Raw genomic sequence first — 18475 nt, 5'->3', positions numbered from 1 at the left:
TGTTGTCCGCTTCGACTCATCGTCTGATCGCTATGCCTAAGAATCTGCCCCATCCGAGCGAACCGAAACGGCCGCGTATTGCGGCGGCTACTCCTGCTAATGCTGATTCGTCGGCATCGTCGGGGGCTGGTTCGGACTCGTCCTCGTCTTCGTCGAAAAAACCGTTGGTCGAGTCTGGTGCTGGGTTGGCCGGGCTTGGTGGACTACGCGATGCGCTGAAAGGCGCGTCTCAACGCGCTCAACGTCAGAAAGCTGTGGCGGCGCAAGCGTCCCGTGAGGCAGCTGCGGATGCCGATCTGTTTCGGCGTGAAATTGGCGAAGTCGCGCCGCTCGGCGCGAAACCGCGCGCGGCAGTCCCCCGCACGCCGCCGGCACCTGTTCCCGTTCAGACGAAACTCGATGAAGAAGCCGTGCTGCACGAGGCGATCTCCGATGAGTTCGATCCTGAAGTTCTGCTCGATACCGATGAGTCGCTTTCTTATTGTCGGCCGGGTGTGAGCCAGGAGATCGTTAAGAAACTTCGAAGCGGAGCCTGGATTGTGCAGGCGCAGCTCGATCTGCATGGGATGCGTCGTGAGGAAGCGCGCGAGGCGCTGTCTGAGTTCATTCGTGAGGCGAGTAAGAAAGGCTTACGGTGTCTACGCGTGATTCATGGGAAAGGGCTTGGGTCGATTGGGAAAGAGCCTGTGCTCAAAGGCAAGGTTCGCGCGTGGCTCGTGCAGAAGGAAGAAGTGATCGCGTTTTCTCAAGCTCGTGCGCATGATGGTGGTGCGGGTGCTGTGCTTGTGTTGTTGCAGCCTGGGTCGGTCGGTCCCGGGTCTTCCTCTTCGTCGTCCGGCAAAGTCTGAGAAGGCTTTTCAACGATGCATCCTCGTCTCACTTTCGCGCTTGCCATCATGGAAGCGCTGGCTATTCTCGCCTACGCAATCTCAGGGTTCATCGAAGCTCGTACGAGACGGCTCGATGCTGTTGGGACTTTTCTTGTGGCGATGGCGACGGCTTTTGGCGGTGGGACGGTTAGAGATATTTTGCTGGATCGGAGACCGTTCTATTGGGTCGAGCATCAGTGGTACGCGATTCTGATCTTTGTTCTCTCGTTCTTTGCGCCGTTTGTGCTTAAGGCTTATACGCGGGTTTTTAACGAGCGGGCTTTGCTTGTGGCGGATGCGGTTGGGCTTGGGCTGTTTAGCATTTCTGGTACTTCGCTTGCGCTCGATGCGCAGATGCCGTGGTTCGTGGCTTCGATGATGGGCGTCGCCACCGGCGTGTTCGGCGGGATTATTCGGGATGTGATTTGTAATGAAGTGCCGCTCATCCTTCGTGATTCGCGGCCGTATGCGACTTGTGCGTTGGTGGGGTGTTGGCTTTATCTGCTGCTTGATTACATCAACTTTGATACGGTCTATAGCGTGTTGATCGCGACCGGGTTTATTCTTGTGGCGCGGTTAATCACCTTTAAATTGGATGTCAGACTGCCTCACTGAGCAACACCTTCACCGTGCGTGAACAGTGCATGATCCAAAACAACTCAAGCTGCACGAGCCGAGGAACTAGTGGGTTCTCAAACCACCCCTAGTCGGCTTGAGAAATAAAAAAGGTCCCGGGAATTATCCACGGGACCTTTTCCTTGCGGCTAATTTGCTAGCGTCTGCCTTTAAGCAATCCGCTCTTCCGTCTTAGGATCAAACAGAACCGCCTTAGACACATCAAACATCAGCGCCATGTTCTGCTCAGGCAGCGGATTAGAACTCGGGTGAACGCGGCTAACGATACGCTTCCCATTAACCTGCGCAAACACCAAAGTATCCGGCCCAGTAGGCTCGATCACATCGACCTTAACGTCGATAGCTTGCAGCTTGGCGTCGTCGGCATTATGAGCATTACGCGCATCGGTGATGCGTTCAGGACGCAGACCGAGGATCACTTCCTGCCCGATATGCGACTTCACCGCGCCATCGAAGGGCAGATTCAGCACCGACCGCTTCACACCCGTATCGAGTTCCAAGCCAACACCGGAACCTTGCTCAACAACCTTACCCTGAATGAAGTTCATCGGCGGCGCACCGATAAACCCAGCAACAAAGAGGTTAGAGGGCGAGTCATAAATCTCTTGCGGCGCGCCGAACTGCTGAACGACGCCATCCTTCATGACGGCAATACGATCGCCGAGCGTCATAGCCTCGATCTGATCATGCGTCACATAAACGATAGTCGTACCCAGGCGCTGATGCAGCAGCTTGATTTCCGAGCGCATCTCAATCCGCAGCTTCGCATCGAGATTCGACAACGGTTCATCGAACAGGAACATCGCCGGGTCCCGTGCCAATGCACGGCCCATCGCAACGCGCTGACGTTGGCCACCAGACAACTGCCCCGGCTTCCGATCCAGCAAATGCTCAATCTGCAGCAGCTTCGAAACGCGAGCCACAATCTGATCCTGCTCGCTCTTCGCCACCTTGCGGATATTCAACCCGAAGGAAATATTCTCGCGCACCGTCATCGACGGATACAGCGCGTACGACTGAAACACCATCGCGATATCGCGATCTTTCGGCGACAGGTTGTTCACCGTCTTGCCGCCGATCTGAATATCGCCCTTCGTCACGGTCTCGAGACCGGCGATCATGTTGAGCAGCGTCGACTTACCGCAGCCCGAGCCGCCGACGAGAATCAGGAACTGACCGTCTTCGATGTCGATATTGACACCCTTCAGGACAGGCACCCCGTTCGGGTAGGTCTTGTACACGTCACGGATGGAAAGGCTTGCCATGCTGTGAATCCTCTAGTCTCTGTACTGCGGATACGTCGCTAGCTGGCGACGCGAGCCGAATACCGTTGAGCACCGCCGCTCACGTCAACGCGCAAGCAGCGGTCTACACAAAAATTAACCCTTCACCGCGCCCGCCGTCAGGCCGCGCACGAAATAGCGGCCGGCGATCACGTAGACGAGCAGCGTCGGCAGTGCCGCGATGATCGCGCCCGCCATGTCGACGTTGTATTCCTTCACGCCCGTCGACGTATTCACGAGGTTGTTCAGTGCCACGGTGATCGGCATCGAATCGACGCCGGAGAACACGATACCGAACAGGAAGTCATTCCAGATCTGCGTGAATTGCCAGATCAGGCACACCATGAAAATCGGCAGCGAGATCGGCATCATGATCTTCGTGAAAATCATGAAGAACCCGGCGCCGTCGATACGCGCCGCCTTCACGAGTTCAGCCGGCACGCTCACGTAGAAGTTGCGGAAGAACATCGTCGTGAACGCGATACCGTAGACCACGTGCACCAGCACCAGCCCGCCAATCGTGTTCGACAGACCGAAGTAGCCTTGCACACGTGCCATCGGCAGCAGGATGGCCTGGAACGGAATGAAGCAGCCGACCAGCAGCATCGTGAAGAACGCATCCGCGCCACGGAAACGCCAGTGCGTCAGCACATAACCGTTGAACGCGCCGATGATCGACGACAACAGCACGGCCGGGATCACCATCTTCACCGAATTGAAGAAGAACGGCTGCATGCCGTCGCAGCGCACGCCCGTACAGGCTTCGCTCCACGCCTTGATCCACGGCGCGAAGGTCCAGTGCGTCGGCGGCGTCAGCAGGTTACCCGAGCGCAGCTGGTCGATGTCCTTGAACGACGTCGACAGCATCACGTACAGCGGGAACAGGAAGTACAACGCAAACAGAATCAGCGCCGCGTAGATGACAACGCGGCTGAAGTTCATCTTAGGCTGCATTGCGCGTGCTCCTCGATTCCAGGTACATCAGCGGCACGAGCACGGCCACGACGGTCGCGAGCATCATCATCGACGACGCAGCGCCGACGCCCAGTTGCCCGCGGTTGAACGAAAACGTGTACATGAACATCGCGGGCAGCGACGACGACGTGCCGGGACCACCCGCCGTCAACGCGACCACGAGGTCGAAGGTCTTGATCGTGATGTGGCAGAGAATCAGCAGCACCGAGAAGAACACGGGCCGCATGCTCGGAATCACGATCTTGCGGTAGATAGTGGGCAGCGTCGCGCCGTCCACTTGCGCAGCCTTGAAGATCTCACTGTCCACACCGCGCAAACCAGCAAGGAACAGCGCCATCACGAAGCCCGTCGATTGCCACACGGCCGCGATCACGACGCAGAAGATCGCCTTGTCGGGGTCGCCCAGCCAGCCGAACGAGAAGCTCGTCCAGCCCCAGTCGTTCAGCACTTTCTGGAAGCCGAGATCGGGGTTCAGAATCCATTGCCATGCCGTGCCCGTCACGATGAACGACAGCGCCATCGGATACAGGAACACAGCGCGCAATGCGCCTTCGTTGCGAATCTTTTGATCAAGCAGGATCGCGAGGAACAGACCGAGGCCAACACAGACCGCGATAAACGGAATGCCGAACCAGCCAAGGTTCGCCGCTGACGTCCACCAGACGTCGTTATCGAACAGTTCAGCGTACCGGGCGAAGCCGGCGAAATCGTAACGCGGCATCAGTCGCGAAGTAGACAGCGACAGATAGCCCGTAACGAGAATAAAACCGTAGACAAAGACCAGGCTGATGAGAATGCTGGGAGACAACACCAGCTTCGGCATCCAGCGGTCGGCCAATACCGCCATCGGCGACACGCGTGCTGTTGACGCCGTGCCTTTTGCGTTTCCGCTAATAGAAGCAGTCACAACTTGACTCCTGGAACTGTGCCGTCAGGCATCAGGGGAAGACACCGGAACGGCAGAGGCGCGGTGATGCATTGCACCATGCATCGCACCATCGTCGTCCGGCGCGCATGGGTTATTAAAGCCCATGCGCGCCGGGCGTTCTGCTACAACTGTGCTACGACTGCCTTACTTGGTCTTCGCAGCCTTCGCGAGTGCAGCAACGGCGGTCTTGGAGTCCTGATTCGAGTTCATGAACTTCGTCACGACGTCCGAGATTGCGCCTGCTGCCGCGTCCGGCTGAGCCATGCCGTGAGCCAGCGACGGCACATAGCCGCCCGACTTGATAGCCGTCTGTTCATCAGCGTAGGACTTCTTCGCGCAGTCGTCGAATTTATCCATCGACACACCCAGACGAACCGGGATCGAGCCCTTGTACAGGCTGAACTGCTCCTGGAATTCCGGGCTCATGATGGTCTTCGCGAGCGCGAGCTGACCCGCCGTAGCAGCTTTCTGGCCCTTCTGCTGGAAGAACACGAACGAGTCGACGTTGAACGTGTACGACTTCTCCGTGCCCGGAACCGCTGCACAGATGTAGTCCGAACCGGACTTCTTGTTCGCGTTCGCGAACTCGCCCTTCGCCCAGTCGCCCATGAACTGCATGCCGGCCTTGCCGTTGATGACCATCGCCGTTGCCAGGTTCCAGTCACGGCCCGTGCGGCCGCTGTCGAAGTAACCCTGGATCTTGCGGACCGTGTCGAACACCTGGACCATCTTGTCCGAGGTCAGCGTCTTCTGGTCGAGGTCGACAAGCGCCTTCTTGTAGAAGTCCGCGCCTTCCGACAGCACGACGTCTTCCCACAGCGTCAGGTCTTGCCACGGCTGGCCGCCCATCGCGATCGGCTGGATGCCGGCTGCCTTCATCTTCTCGGCGACAGCGAAGAACTCGGTCCACGTGGTCGGCACCTTGCCGCCCGCCTTGTCGAGCGCTGCCTTGTTGATGTACAGCCAGTTGACGCGGTGCACCGAGAACGGCGCGGCGACGTAGTGACCGTCCGCGTGGATGATCTTGTCGATTTCCGGCGGCAGGTTCTTCTTCCAGTCACCCGCGACGGAGTCGACGTTCACCAGCACCCCTTGCGATGCCCAGTCCTGGATCAGCGGACCCTTGATCTGAGCCGCGCTCGGCGCGTTGCCCGAGATGACCTGGGTCTTCAGTGCCGTCATGGCCGCTGCGCCCGCACCGCCTGCCACCGCGAAGTCCTTCCACGTGTATCCCTGCTTCTGCAGGTCGTCCTTCAGCACGCCGACAGCCTTCGATTCGCCGCCCGAGGTCCACCAGTGCAGCACTTCAACCGATTCGGCCGCCTGTGCCGTGGCGACGCCACACATCAGACCTGCGGCGCACAGGGCGCCCATGATCGCACGGAATTTCATTGCTTATCTCCTCCAGACACCTGAACTTAAAAACGAGTGGCCCCTGATGTCACCAGGGTGTGATGGTTGGTCAAACAGGCAATGCGATGGACGGTCGAGCGTCGGGCAGGCACATGGTGATGTGGTTGTGCCAGCGTGCCGAGGTCGGCCGCGTGACGCTCAAGAGATGAGTGATTTGCGATGCAAGAACTGTCTCCTCTTTTGATTTTTGCCTGCTCCGCCTTCTGACTGCGGCGCGTTGCAGACTCGAGGTGGTCCGCGCACGTCATTCAATGAAAACGCCTGTCTCCGTCATGCTGCGCCGCGCTCAAAGGGCACTCTGGCGCATGCCGGAACGCGTTGTCCGTTAACATGCAGGGAAGCTACGTTCACCCGCGAAAAGGCGCTTGTTCACAAGCCCCGCACGCTTTTTTCATCGAATTCACGTTACCTCTTGATTTGGATTGTAGTTAAACTACAATTCAGTGTCAAAAAATATTTTATTGGACTACGGGCGTCTTACAGGCCCATCAGATATCCCACGGAGACGCATGCAAACCGACTCTAGCTTCACCTTCGTTCTCTTCGGCGGAACTGGCGATCTGTCGATGCGCAAGATTCTTCCGGCTCTGTATGAAGCGCACCGTGCAGGCATGCTCGCGGCGAGCGGCAAGATCGTTGCCGTCGCGCGTCATGAGGAAGACCGTGCGGGTTATCTGCAATGGGTCAATGAGCACGTGAAGGCGCATGTCGCGAAGAGCGGCATCGATGAAGGCGCGTGGGCGAGCTTTGTCGACCGCATCGAGTATGTGAAGCTCGATCTCGGCAAGGCCGAAGACTTCGTAAAGCTGCGCGATGCGCTTCAGGATCACGCCGGTACGCGCGTGTTCTATCTCGCCACAGGCCCGTCGCTGTTCGTCCCGATCTGCCATGCGCTCGCGTCCGTGGGTTTGAACGAGAACGCGCGCATTGTGCTGGAAAAGCCGCTTGGCTACGATCTGCGTTCGTCGAACGCGATCAACGACGCCGTCGGCGAGATCTTCGCCGAAGAGCAGATCTACCGTATCGACCACTATCTCGGCAAAGAGCCCGTGCAGAACCTGCTGGCGCTGCGCTTCGGCAATGCGCTGTTCGAGCCGCTGTGGCGGCGCGAGTGGGTCGAGAGCATCCAGATCACGATTGCGGAAGAACTCGGCGTCGAAGCGCGCGGCGACTTCTACGACAATACGGGCGCGTTGCGCGACATGGTGCAGAACCATTTGCTGCAACTGCTTTCGATCGTCGCGATGGAACCGCCGCATTCGATGGATTCGGATTCCGTCCGCGATGAAAAGCTGCGCGTGCTGCGCGCATTGAAGCCGATCGATCCGCGCGATATCAGCAAGGTCGCCGTGCGCGGCCAGTATCACGCGGGCGTCATTCGCGGCACGTCCGTGCCCGCGTATGCGACGGAATCCGGCGTGAAGACGGACAGCGCGACGGAAACGTTTGTCGCGCTGAAGGTCGAGATCGAAAACTGGCGCTGGGCGGGCGTGCCGTTCTTCCTGCGCACGGGCAAGCGTCTTGCCGACCGCGTCGCGGAGATCGTCGTCAACTTCCGCGCCGTGCCGCATTCGGCGCTCGGCGCGTCGGCGTTGCGCGCGGGTGCGAACCGTCTGGTGATCCGCCTGCAGCCGAACGAAATGATTCGCCTCTATTGCCTCGCGAAGAAGCCGGGCGAAGGGATGAACCTGTCGAGCGTCCACCTCGATCTCGCCTTCGACCAGTTCTTCAAGGAAGGCCAGATGGAGGCGTATCAACGTCTGCTGCTCGACGTGATCAATGGGCGCCTTGCCCTCTTCGTGCGACGCGACGAACAGGAAGCGGCATGGAAATGGGTCGAGCCAATCCTCAACGAATGGGCCGCGTCGGGCAAGCCGAAGCCTTACGCGGCGGGCACGTGGGGACCGGCCGCCGCGAGCGCGATGCTCGCGCAGCACGGCACCTGCTGGCTCGAAGAAGAGAATTGAACCGACGCGAATGGACGTTTGAGCGGCGCGTTTTGTTTTGTCCTGCGATGATCGATGTTTGTCTCGCAGCGCGCCGTATGAAGTATCGGTTGAACACAGCATGAATCGCCGGACCGGGCCTGGATCGCAAAGGACTGGTAGCGGCAGCAGCGGGACACGTCGACGTCGGCTTCTATCGAGAACCGCCGTCGCCCCGCAGCAATTCAGATCAAACAAAGAAAGCAGCATGGAGGAGAAGTGATCGAGCTTCACGCTTTCGACGACCCGCGCGCCCAATCCGACGCGCTGGCGAAGGCGGTCGGCGACGCGTTACATGCGTCGCTCGCCGTCCGTGCGAGCGCGACCCGCGCCCGCCCGACGACGCTTGCCGTCTCCGGCGGCACGAGTCCACGTCCGTTTCTGCAAACCCTGTCCACGCAACCGTTCGACTGGAAGCGCATCGCGGTGACGCTCGTCGACGACCGCTGGGTGTCGGAGACCGACAACGCCAGCAACGCCCGCCTCGCGCGCGAGACGCTGTTGCAGCATGCCGCGCGTGACGCTGCCTTCCTTCCGCTCGTGGATACGACGCAATCGCTCGATGCCTACGTTGCTGCGCTGAACGGCGAAGTCGCGAGCGGCGATCGTCACTTGCCCGATATCGCCGTGCTCGGCATGGGCGAAGACGGCCACACGGCATCGATTTTCGCGGACGCGCCCGAATGGGAGCACGCGATCTCGACGGCCGAGCCGTTCGTCGCCGTGCATCCCGGCGCCGCGCCGCATGCGCGCGTGAGCTGGTCGATGTCCGCCTTGAAGAAGATCGACCGGCTGTTCCTGCTGATTGCCGGTCAGAATAAGCTCGACGTGCTCAATGCCGCCGCAGCCGCCCAACAAAAAAATGCCATCTCGACGTTGGCGAACGACAAGGGAGTGAGACTCGATGTCTACTGGTGTGCAAACTAAGACTGTCCCCGCCGCGGGTCAGCACGCCGACGGACCGAGGCTGCTCGCCGACATCGGCGGCACCAACGCGCGCTTTGCGCTCGAGACGGGTCCTGGTGAAATCACGCAGGTGTTGGTCTATCCCTGTGCCGAGTATCCCGGTGTTGCAGAGGTCATCAAGAAGTATCTGAAGGACACCAAGATCGGCCGCGTGAATCATGCGGCGATCGCGATTGCGAACCCGGTCGATGGCGATCAGGTGAGTATGACCAATCACGACTGGACGTTCTCGATCGAAGCGACGCGCCGCGCGCTGGGCTTCGATACGCTGCTGGTCGTCAACGACTTCACGGCGCTGGCGATGGCGCTGCCGGGCCTCACCGATGCGCAGCGCGTGCAGGTGGGCAGCGGCTCGCGTCGTCAGAACAGCGTGATCGGCCTGCTCGGGCCGGGTACGGGCATGGGCGTGTCGGGTTTGATTCCCGCTGATGACCGCTGGATCGCACTCGGCAGCGAAGGCGGCCACGCGACGTTCGCGCCGATGGACGAGCGCGAAGACCTCGTGCTGCAGTACGCGCGCAAGAAGTGGTCGCATGTGTCGTTCGAACGCGTGGCGGCAGGCCCTGGCATCGAAGTGATCTATCGCGCGCTGGCCCAACGCGATAAGAAGCGTGTGCCCGCGACGCTCGAAGTATCCGAGATCGTCAAGAAAGGTCTTGATGGCGACGCGCTCGCGGCTGAAGCGATCGACGTGTTCTGCGGCATTCTCGGCACGTTCGCCGGCAATATTGCGGTGACGCTTGGGGCGTTAGGCGGCATCTATATCGGTGGCGGCGTCGTGCCGCGTCTGGGAGAAGTGTTCGCGCGGTCGTCGTTCCGTCAGCGCTTCGAGGCGAAGGGCCGCTTCGAGGCGTATCTGAAGAACGTGCCGACGTATGTGATCACGGCGGAATATCCGGCGTTTCTCGGCGTGTCGGCGATTCTCGCGGAGCAGTTGTCGAATCGCGCGGGCGGCAGTTCGTCGGCGGTGTTCGAGCGCATTCGCCAGATGCGCGATGCGCTGACGCCTGCTGAGCGGCGCGTCGCGGATCTCGCGTTGAATCATCCTCGTTCGATCATCAACGATCCGATCGTCGATATCGCGCGCAAGGCCGATGTGAGCCAGCCGACGGTGATCCGCTTCTGCCGTTCACTGGGCTGCCAGGGCTTGTCCGATTTCAAGCTGAAGCTGGCGACGGGTTTGACGGGTACGATTCCCGTCTCGCACAGCCAGGTTCATCTCGGCGATACGGCGACGGACTTCGGCGCGAAGGTGCTGGACAACACGGTGTCGGCGATTTTGCAGTTGCGCGAGCATCTGAACTTCGAGCAGGTCGAGTCGGCGATCGATCTGCTGAACAGCGCGCGGCGCATCGAGTTCTATGGTCTCGGCAATTCGAACATCGTCGCTCAGGATGCGCATTACAAGTTCTTCCGGTTTGGTATTCCGACTATTGCCTACGGCGATCTGTATATGCAGGCGGCGTCGGCTGCATTGCTCGGGAAGGGTGATGTGATCGTCGCGGTTTCGAAGTCCGGGCGGGCGCCGGAACTGTTGCGCGTGCTGGAAGTGGCGATGCAGGCGGGTGCGAAGGTGATCGCGATTACATCGAGTAATACGCCGTTGGCGAAGCGCGCGACTGTCGCGCTCGAAACCGATCATATCGAGATTCGCGAGTCACAGCTGTCGATGATTTCGCGGGTTCTGCATCTGTTGATGATCGATATTCTTGCGGTTGGGGTTGCTATTCGACGGGCTGCGCCGGCTTCTGAGGTCAGCGCTGCTGTGACTAAGGCCCGCAAGGGCTCCGATGATGATACGTCGGCTGTGCTCGACTGGCTTAGTCATGGGGCGGCTGCGTCGCCGCGGGATTGAGTTTTTTTTGGGGTTTTTGCCTGCGGCGCTGGGGGTTTGTTGTTGGGGTTTTCGCGGCGCGGGCGGTTGGTCTTTTGTTGCTTTAGCGCGGGTGTTCCGCTGTGCGCTCTTGTGGCGCGAGCGTTGCGCTTTGTGGGTTTGCCTTTGCGATGGTATCCGCGAGATGATGTTTGCTGCGCAAGCGGTTTGGTCTTTTTGCTTCTGCGCTGGCATCCGCGCTTTGCCTTCGTGCTTCATGCGTCGCCCCTGTGCGGGGCGGCACCTACTTTTCTTTGCCGCCGCAAAGAAAAGTAGGCAAAAGAAAGCGGCTAACACCGCCAACTCTTCTTCCTGCCTGAGGGCCCCCAACCGGTCCCTTACTTCACACGGCAATCTGCTTGTTCCGCGCTCGTTGCCAACGCTCCAAGCCAGCACATCACCCGCTTCACACACCCGCGTCGCAGCATGCCATACCAGATATTCCACTGCCGCCCAGGTGGCAAACTGTGTGTAGGCCCTTGTGCTCCACACGCCTCACTTCGGACGGATAGCGCACGCATGCCACGTTGTAAGAGCGCTACCCTATACGACGCGACAACCTACACATAGTTTGCCACCTGGGCGGCACATACCATTCGCTGCCGCTAGCCCGTGCACGGGTATTCGAAGCGGGTGAGGCACTCATTCGGAGCGTTGGCAACATGCGCTGAACGGAGACGCCGCCGTGTGAAGCGTAAGACCCGTTGGGGGCCCTCAGGCAAGAACAAATGTTGGCGGTGTTAGCCGCTTTCTTTTGCCTACTTTTCTTTGCGGCGGCAAAGAAAAGTAGGTGCCGCCCCGCACAGGGGCGACGCTTGAAGCACGAAGGCATAACGCGGATGCCAGCTCAAAGGCGCCCGAACAACCAAAACCGCCTGCGCAGCAAACACCGTAACCCGGACGCCAGCGCCGAGCCAAACCCACAAAAACCAACGCCCGCGCCGCGAAAACGAAAACATTAATGCCGCGGATGCCACCTCAAAACCAACGCTCGCCCAACAAAACACAACGACCCCGCGACAGCAATCGTCACCCCCATCCCTTGCGGCGACCCGTCATGCCAGAGCCCAACGGCGAAGCTAGACAAAGCCCCAAGCGCAAGCTGCATAGCCCCAAACACAGCCGCCGCCGCGCCGGCATTACGCGGATAGCGATGCATGAGATCGGTCGTGCAATTAGCCGACAGCACCCCGACCACGCCGACCACAAAGAACAGTCCAGCAACGATCGACCACAATCCGCCCCACCCTGTCAGACACATCAGCGCAACGAACAGCGACGCAACGAAGCTGATGGTCGCGGCCGCAGAGATAATAGGCAAAGGCCCAGTGCGCCCAACAACACGCGTGTTGATGAAATTCCCCAGCATGATGCCGACAATGTTCAGCCCGAACAGAAACCCATAGTGCTGCGCGGACACATGAAAGTACTCGATATAAACGAACGGCGTGGCCGTGATGTACGCGAACATCGACGCGAACGCCATGCCGCCGCACAGCATGTGCCCCCACGTGACAGGGTCCTTCAACAGCGTGCCGTACGCGCCAAATGATTGCAGCACCGCGCCGTGTGCACGCTTCTCACGAGGCCAGGTCTCAGGAACGCGCAAGAACGCGGTAACAGCGCAGACCGCGCCAAAAATCGTCAGCGCGATGAACACGACGCGCCAGCCTCCGAGCAACAGCAACTGCCCACCAATCAAAGGCGCAAGCAACGGCCCGATCGACGTGACGATAGCGAGCATAGACAAAACGCGAGCCGCGTCGCTTGGTCCGTGCGCATCGCGGGCAATCGCGCGCGCCAGCACCGATGCCGCGCCCGCGCCAAGCGCCTGAAGGAAGCGGAACGTAATGAGCGCACCAATCGACAGCGACAGCGTGCAGGCAATCGTCGCAAGCGTGTACATGATGATGCCGCCGAGCAGCACGGGCCGCCGCCCATACGCATCGGACATCGGACCATACAGCAACATGCCGACGGAGAAACCGAGCATGAAACTGGTCAGCGTGCTCTGCGCGGCACCGACGCTGACGCTGAACGCCTGCGTGATCGACGGCAGGCTGGGCAGATACATATCGATCGAAATCGGCCCGCACGCGGCAAGCGCGCCGAGTAGCAGAATCAGCCGGGCATCCGGCCGGGATCTGACGTCCTGAGACATGGAATTCCATTGAGAAGCAGCGGGCGAAGACCGGTCGATGCTGGGCCCAGCGGACCGTGCCGCGCTGCAGATACGGCCCCCGATTGTACCCGACGCCCGCCATCGCCCTGCCCGGTGTCAGCCCTCACCGGGCTTTCCTCGCCTTATCGGTTAAGCTGGCCGTCCGTTCCTTCGATACCGATTTCCGACCCAGATGACTGCCTTTCTGCTGATCTGGAGCCCGAAGAAGTGGCCATGGCCCGAGTTGCCGGACGTCGCCAAACGCGTCGCGGCCGGCGAAGCCGTCACCGATGTCTGGGGCTGCGGCTTCTCGCGCAGCATCCTGCCGGGCGACCGTGTGTTCATTCATCGCGTGACGCTGGAGCCGAAGGGCGTGTTCGCGTCGGGCTACGTGACGCGCGCGCCGTACGAAATGCCCGACGCGACTAAAAAGCGCGGCTACCGGCTGTGCGTCGATTTCGTCTACGACTATCTGGTCGACGCGCATCATGAAGTCGTGATCACGCGCGACGAATTACGCAAGCATCCGCTCTCCGTGCAGACGTGGGACGCCCAAACCTCTGGCATCTCGATCAAGCCGATGGCCGAAGGCGCGCTCGAAAAGCTGTGGATCGAACGCACCGGCAAGCGCGCGCGGCCCGTTGTCGCGCCGGTTGCGGACGCGCCCGCCAAATCGACCAAAGAGCAAGCCTCGCAAGCGTGGAACGCCGCGAATAAGGCCGCTGCCGGCAAGCGCGCGGCACGGGTCGCGATGTATTTCAGTTCGCCCAAACGCCCCAATAGCCCACCCGGCGACGGCGAAGGCAATGGCGGAGGCGACCCCGGCGACACCTGAGCGCAACGCCCGGCGTGTCGCCGCACCGGCACGGCTCGCGGCCGACCGCACACGACTCCGGTACAATTTCGAGAGGTCATTTCAGGCTCGTGCGAACGCTGCGCGCTTCGCGGCAAGCCTTTGCACCGCATCGATACCGCCCTTGTACTGCATTCGCGCCAGTCACAGCCGTCCGACGCGCGAGCCCAACCCAAGCAGGTCCAACGCTCATGTCCAGCAATCAAGAACTCTTCGACCGCGCCCAGAAAACCATTCCGGGCGGCGTCAACTCGCCCGTGCGCGCCTTCCGTTCGGTCGGCGGCACGCCGCGTTTCATCGAGCGCGCACAAGGCGCGTACTTCTGGGACGCCGAGGGCAAGCGCTATATCGACTACATCGGCTCCTGGGGACCGATGATTGTCGGCCACGTGCATCCTGAAGTGCTGGAAGCCGTGCAGCGCGTGCTAATTAACGGCTTCTCGTTCGGCGCGCCGACTGAAGCCGAAATCGAGATCGCCGAGGAAATCTGCAAGCTGGTGCCTTCGATGGAACAGGTGCGGATGGTGTCGAGCGGCACGGAAGCGACGATGAGCGCGCTGCGCCTCGCGCGCGGCTTCACGAACCGCAGCCGCATCGTCAAGTTCGAAGGCTGCTATCACGGCCACGCGGACAGCTTGCTCGTCAAAGCTGGCTCGGGCCTGCTGACGTTCGGCAACCCGACCTCGGCGGGCGTGCCCGTCGATATCGCGAAGCACACCACCGTGCTCGAATACAACAACGTCGCGGCGCTCGAAGAAGCGTTCAAGGCATTCGGCAACGAAATCGCTTCCGTGATCGTCGAGCCGGTGGCGGGCAACATGAATCTCGTGCGCGCGACGCCGGAGTTCCTCGGCGCGCTGCGGCGCCTCTGCACCGAATACGGCGCAGTGCTGATCTTCGACGAAGTGATGTGCGGTTTCCGCGTCGCGCTGGGCGGCGCGCAAGAACTGTATGGCATCACGCCGGACCTCACTTGCCTCGGCAAGGTGATCGGCGGCGGCATGCCGGCGGCGGCCTTCGGCGGACGGCGCGACATCATGGCCCATCTCGCGCCGCTGGGCGGCGTGTATCAGGCGGGCACGCTGTCGGGCAACCCCATCGCGGTCGCGGCCGGCCTCAAGACGCTGCAACTGATCCAGGCGCCGGGCTTCTACGACGCGCTGTCGCGTCAGACCACCCGCCTCGTCCAAGGTCTCACGGAAGCCGCGCGCGAAGCGAAGGTGCCGTTCGCGGCGGATTCCGTGGGCGGCATGTTCGGCCTGTATTTCTCGGAATCGGTGCCGGGCAGCTTCGCGGAAATCTCGCGCTGTGATGTGCCGCGCTTCAACACGTTCTTCCACAAAATGTTGGATGCGGGCGTGTACTTCGCGCCGTCGGCGTACGAAGCCGGTTTCGTGTCGAGCGCGCACGACGACGTAATCGTCGACGCCACCATCGAAGCCGCGCGCGGCGCATTCAAGTCGCTCGCCTGATCCACCACGACGAAACACTGAACGGATAACCCGAAGCCGATGTTTTCGCAGAACGATTTCGTCCACATGGAACGCGCGCTGGCCCTCGCCTGGCGCGGCCTGTACACGACCGACCCGAATCCGCGCGTCGGTTGCGTGCTAGTGAAGCATGGCGAGGTGATCGGCGAAGGCTACACGCAGCCCGCCGGTCACGACCACGCGGAAATCCAGGCGCTCAAGGACGCACGCAGTCGCGGCAACGATACGCGCGGCGCGACCGCCTATGTGACGCTCGAGCCGTGCAGCCACTTCGGCCGCACGCCGCCATGCGCGAACGCACTGATCGAAGCGAAGGTCGCGCGCGTGGTCGCCGCGATGGAAGATCCGAACCCGCGCGTGTCGGGACGCGGCCTGACGATGCTGCGCGACGCGGGTATTGAAGTGCGCTGCGGTCTGCTCGAAACGGAAGCACGTGAACTGAACATCGGTTTCGTTTCGCGAATGATGCGCGGCCGGCCATGGGTGCGAATGAAGGTGGCTGCATCGCTGGATGGCCGCACGGGCTTGCCGTCGGGCGAAAGCCAGTGGATCACGGGCGAAGCGGCGCGCAACGACGGGCACGCGTGGCGCGCCCGCGCGTCGGCGATCCTGACGGGCATCGGCACCGTGAAGGAAGACAATCCGCGCATGACCGTGCGCGCCGTCGATACGCCCCGCCAGCCGCATCGCGTGCTGATCGACAGCCAGCTGGAAGTTCCGCCCGAAGCGCAGATTCTGGCCGGCGCGCCGACGCTGATTTTCTGCAGCACGCTCACGCCGCTGCTCGAAGAACGCGCCGCCGTGCTGCACGACCGCGGCGCCGAGATCGTGCCGCTCGCGAACGAGAACGGCAAGGTCGATCTGCCGCGTATGCTCGAAGAACTCGCGAAGCGCGAGGTCAACGAACTCCACGTAGAGGCGGGCTACAAGCTGAACGGGTCGCTGCTGCGCGAAGGCTGCGTCGACGAGCTGCTGGTTTATCTCGCGCCGAGCCTGCTCGGCAACGACTCGATGAGCATGTTCAATCTCGCCGCGCCCGGCTCGCTGGATGCGCGCACGCAACTCGAATTTCATGCCGTGGACCGGATTGGCAGTGACGTGCGGATTCTCGCGCGCCTGCTGCCGAACCCGCCCGCGCACTGACCGCTAGATAGAGGACACGACACGATGTTTACGGGAATTGTCGCGGCAGTCGGCCGCATTGCAGCGATCAAGCCGCTCGGCAACGAGCCGGACGCCGGCGTCCGCCTGACCGTCGAAGCGGGCGGCCTCGATCTCGACGACGTGCAACTGGGCGACAGCATCGCGATCCAGGGCGCGTGCATGACCGTGATCGACAAAACGCCGGTTTCGTTCGACGTCGACGTGTCACGCGAAAGCCTGAACCGTACGGAGGGCCTCGGCGACACGGGCGAAGTGAACCTCGAAAAGGCGCTGCGCTCGCACGATCGCCTCGGCGGCCATATCGTCTCGGGCCACGTGGACGGCCTCGGCACGGTGACGCGCTTTGCGCGCGTGGGCGAATCGCACGAACTGCGCGTGCTCGCGTCCCGCGAGATCGGCAAGTATCTGGCGTACAAAGGCTCGATTACCGTGAACGGCGTGAGCCTCACCGTGAACTCGGTGACGGACCGCGACGACGGCTGCGAGTTTTCGATCAATCTGATTCCGCATACGGTTGAAGTCACCACGCTCAAGGCCTTGAAGGAAGGGACGAAGGTCAATCTGGAGATCGACCTGATCGCGCGCTACGTCGAGCGGATGCTCAACGCACCGAAGTAGTCTCGCGCGTCTCTACGCGGCTGAACATTCGTCCGGATGGTATATGCCGTTCGGACGGGCGACTTGCCGGGCGGCGTGGCGTAAAATACGCGCTTTCCCAAACTTCTCGCCAACATGACCCTCGCCTCCACCCTTGAAATCATCGCCGAGCTCAAAGCGGGCCGGATGGTGATTCTTGTCGACGAAGAAGACCGCGAAAACGAGGGCGACCTCGTCATCGCAGCGGAATTCATCACGCCTGAAGCGATCAACTTCATGGCGCGCTACGGCCGCGGCCTGATCTGTCTGACGCTTACGCAGGAACGCTGCAGGCTGCTGAACCTGCCGCTGATGACGCACCGCAACGGCACGCAGTACGGCACGGCGTTCACCGTCAGCATCGAGGCGGCCGAAGGCGTCACCACGGGCATTTCCGCGGCAGACCGCGCGCATACCATTGCCACGGCCGTGGCGGCAAACGCGCGCACCGAGGACATCGTCCAGCCGGGCCACGTGTTCCCGATCATGGCCCAGCCGGGCGGCGTGCTGGTGCGCGCGGGTCACACGGAAGCAGGCTGCGATTTCACGGCGCTCGCGGGCCTCACGCCCGCTGCCGTGATCTGCGAAGTCATCAAGGACGACGGCACGATGGCGCGCCTGCCCGACCTGCTGACGTTCGCTGAAGAGCACGGCCTGAAGATCGGCACGATCGCCGACCTCATCCACTATCGCAGCCGCACGGAATCGATCGTCGAGCGCGTCTGCGAACGGACGATGCAAACCGTGCACGGCCCGTTCCGCGCGGTGATGTATCTGGACCAGCCGAGCGGCCAGCCGCACATGGCGCTGGTGCGCGGCACGCCCACGCCGGACCGCGAAACCATGGTGCGCGTGCATGAGCCGCTCTCGGTGCTGGATCTGCTGGAAGTCGGCACGTCCACGCACTCGTGGACGCTCGACGCCGCCATGAAGGAAATTGCCGCGCGCGATCACGGCGTGATCGTGCTGCTGAACTGCGGCGACTCGAAAGAACACATGATCGACGTGTTCAAGGCATTCGACGAAAAGAGCCGGGCCGAGGCGCTCAAGCGCCGCCCGGTGGACTTCAAGACGTATGGCATCGGCGCGCAGATTTTGCGCGAACTCGGTGTCGGCAAGATGCAGGTGCTGTCGAACCCGCGCAAGCTGGGCAGCATGTCCGGCTATGGGCTCGAAGTCACCGGCTTCGTGCCGATGCCGGGCAGCGCGGCCGAAAAGCCGCAGAACTGCTGAACGCATCAAC

Annotated in this window: 15 protein-coding genes; 10 read left to right on the top strand and 5 right to left on the bottom strand. The window is 61.5% G+C overall.

Annotated features, from left to right (window positions below):
* The first annotated feature begins 32 nt into the window (after positions 1-32).
* Entirely contained in the window at positions 33-848 is an 816-nt protein-coding gene (locus C2L64_RS03505; protein WP_081498811.1) for a Smr/MutS family protein, read from the top strand.
* Between the two features lie 15 nt (positions 849-863).
* Positions 864-1484 carry a trimeric intracellular cation channel family protein gene (locus tag C2L64_RS03500; protein WP_007580592.1) on the top strand — a complete coding sequence of 207 codons (621 nt, stop codon included), beginning with the start codon at positions 864-866 and terminating at the stop codon, positions 1482-1484.
* 170 nt (positions 1485-1654) lie between these two features.
* Here the strand turns inward: C2L64_RS03500 and C2L64_RS03495 are convergent, their stop codons facing one another.
* From C2L64_RS03495 to C2L64_RS03480, 4 genes are all read right to left on the bottom strand, one after another.
* Entirely contained in the window at positions 1655-2770 is a 1116-nt protein-coding gene (locus C2L64_RS03495) for an ABC transporter ATP-binding protein (protein ID WP_007580591.1), read from the bottom strand.
* A 114-nt stretch (positions 2771-2884) separates the two neighbouring features.
* Complete coding sequence (locus C2L64_RS03490; protein WP_007580590.1) at positions 2885-3742, bottom strand: carbohydrate ABC transporter permease; 858 nt, start codon at positions 3740-3742, stop codon at positions 2885-2887.
* On the bottom strand, positions 3732-4670 hold the full coding sequence (locus tag C2L64_RS03485; protein WP_007580589.1) for a carbohydrate ABC transporter permease: 939 nt from the start codon (positions 4668-4670) through the stop codon (positions 3732-3734). The genes C2L64_RS03490 and C2L64_RS03485 overlap by 11 nt, the downstream gene beginning before the upstream one ends.
* Positions 4671-4835: 165 nt before the next feature.
* A complete protein-coding gene (locus C2L64_RS03480) occupies positions 4836-6083 on the bottom strand; it encodes an ABC transporter substrate-binding protein (protein WP_007580588.1) in 1248 nt (415 codons plus the stop codon).
* Positions 6084-6613: 530 nt separating this feature from the next.
* Between C2L64_RS03480 and zwf the strand changes: the two genes are divergently transcribed.
* The 3 genes from zwf (at position 6614) to C2L64_RS03465 (ending at position 10910) form a co-directional block, all read left to right on the top strand.
* Complete coding sequence (zwf, locus tag C2L64_RS03475; RefSeq protein WP_090836107.1) at positions 6614-8071, top strand: glucose-6-phosphate dehydrogenase; 1458 nt, start codon at positions 6614-6616, stop codon at positions 8069-8071.
* Between the two features lie 237 nt (positions 8072-8308).
* Entirely contained in the window at positions 8309-9016 is a 708-nt protein-coding gene (gene pgl / locus C2L64_RS03470) for a 6-phosphogluconolactonase (RefSeq protein WP_090836106.1), read from the top strand.
* A complete protein-coding gene (locus tag C2L64_RS03465; protein WP_090836105.1) occupies positions 8994-10910 on the top strand; it encodes a bifunctional transcriptional regulator/glucokinase in 1917 nt (638 codons plus the stop codon). The genes pgl and C2L64_RS03465 overlap by 23 nt, the downstream gene beginning before the upstream one ends.
* A 976-nt stretch (positions 10911-11886) precedes the next feature.
* On the opposite strand, the gene C2L64_RS03460 is transcribed toward C2L64_RS03465, so the two are convergent.
* A complete protein-coding gene (locus tag C2L64_RS03460; RefSeq protein ID WP_007589484.1) occupies positions 11887-13089 on the bottom strand; it encodes a Bcr/CflA family multidrug efflux MFS transporter in 1203 nt (400 codons plus the stop codon).
* 193 nt (positions 13090-13282) lie between these two features.
* Between C2L64_RS03460 and C2L64_RS03455 the strand changes: the two genes are divergently transcribed.
* The 5 genes from C2L64_RS03455 (at position 13283) to ribBA (ending at position 18465) form a co-directional block, all read left to right on the top strand.
* On the top strand, positions 13283-13924 hold the full coding sequence (locus tag C2L64_RS03455; RefSeq protein WP_090836104.1) for a hypothetical protein: 642 nt from the start codon (positions 13283-13285) through the stop codon (positions 13922-13924).
* Positions 13925-14133: 209 nt separating this feature from the next.
* Positions 14134-15414: a glutamate-1-semialdehyde 2,1-aminomutase gene (hemL, locus tag C2L64_RS03450; RefSeq protein ID WP_090836103.1), complete on the top strand. Its 1281-nt coding sequence runs from the start codon at positions 14134-14136 to the stop codon at positions 15412-15414.
* Positions 15415-15453: 39 nt separating this feature from the next.
* The gene (gene ribD, locus C2L64_RS03445; RefSeq protein WP_090836102.1) at positions 15454-16575 is read left to right on the top strand and encodes a bifunctional diaminohydroxyphosphoribosylaminopyrimidine deaminase/5-amino-6-(5-phosphoribosylamino)uracil reductase RibD; all 1122 of its coding nucleotides are present in this window, start codon (positions 15454-15456) and stop codon (positions 16573-16575) included.
* Between the two features lie 24 nt (positions 16576-16599).
* Positions 16600-17214, top strand: coding sequence for a riboflavin synthase (locus C2L64_RS03440; RefSeq protein WP_090836101.1), 615 nt, complete (start codon positions 16600-16602; stop codon positions 17212-17214).
* Between the two features lie 114 nt (positions 17215-17328).
* On the top strand, positions 17329-18465 hold the full coding sequence (gene ribBA, locus C2L64_RS03435) for a bifunctional 3,4-dihydroxy-2-butanone-4-phosphate synthase/GTP cyclohydrolase II (RefSeq protein WP_007589499.1): 1137 nt from the start codon (positions 17329-17331) through the stop codon (positions 18463-18465).
* Positions 18466-18475 lie beyond the last annotated feature (10 nt).

This window comes from Paraburkholderia hospita (assembly GCF_002902965.1).
Classification (GTDB): Bacteria; Pseudomonadota; Gammaproteobacteria; order Burkholderiales; family Burkholderiaceae; genus Paraburkholderia; species Paraburkholderia hospita.
Note: the sequence above shows the minus strand (reverse complement) of the source record. Positions and strands in the feature narration are given on the sequence as shown.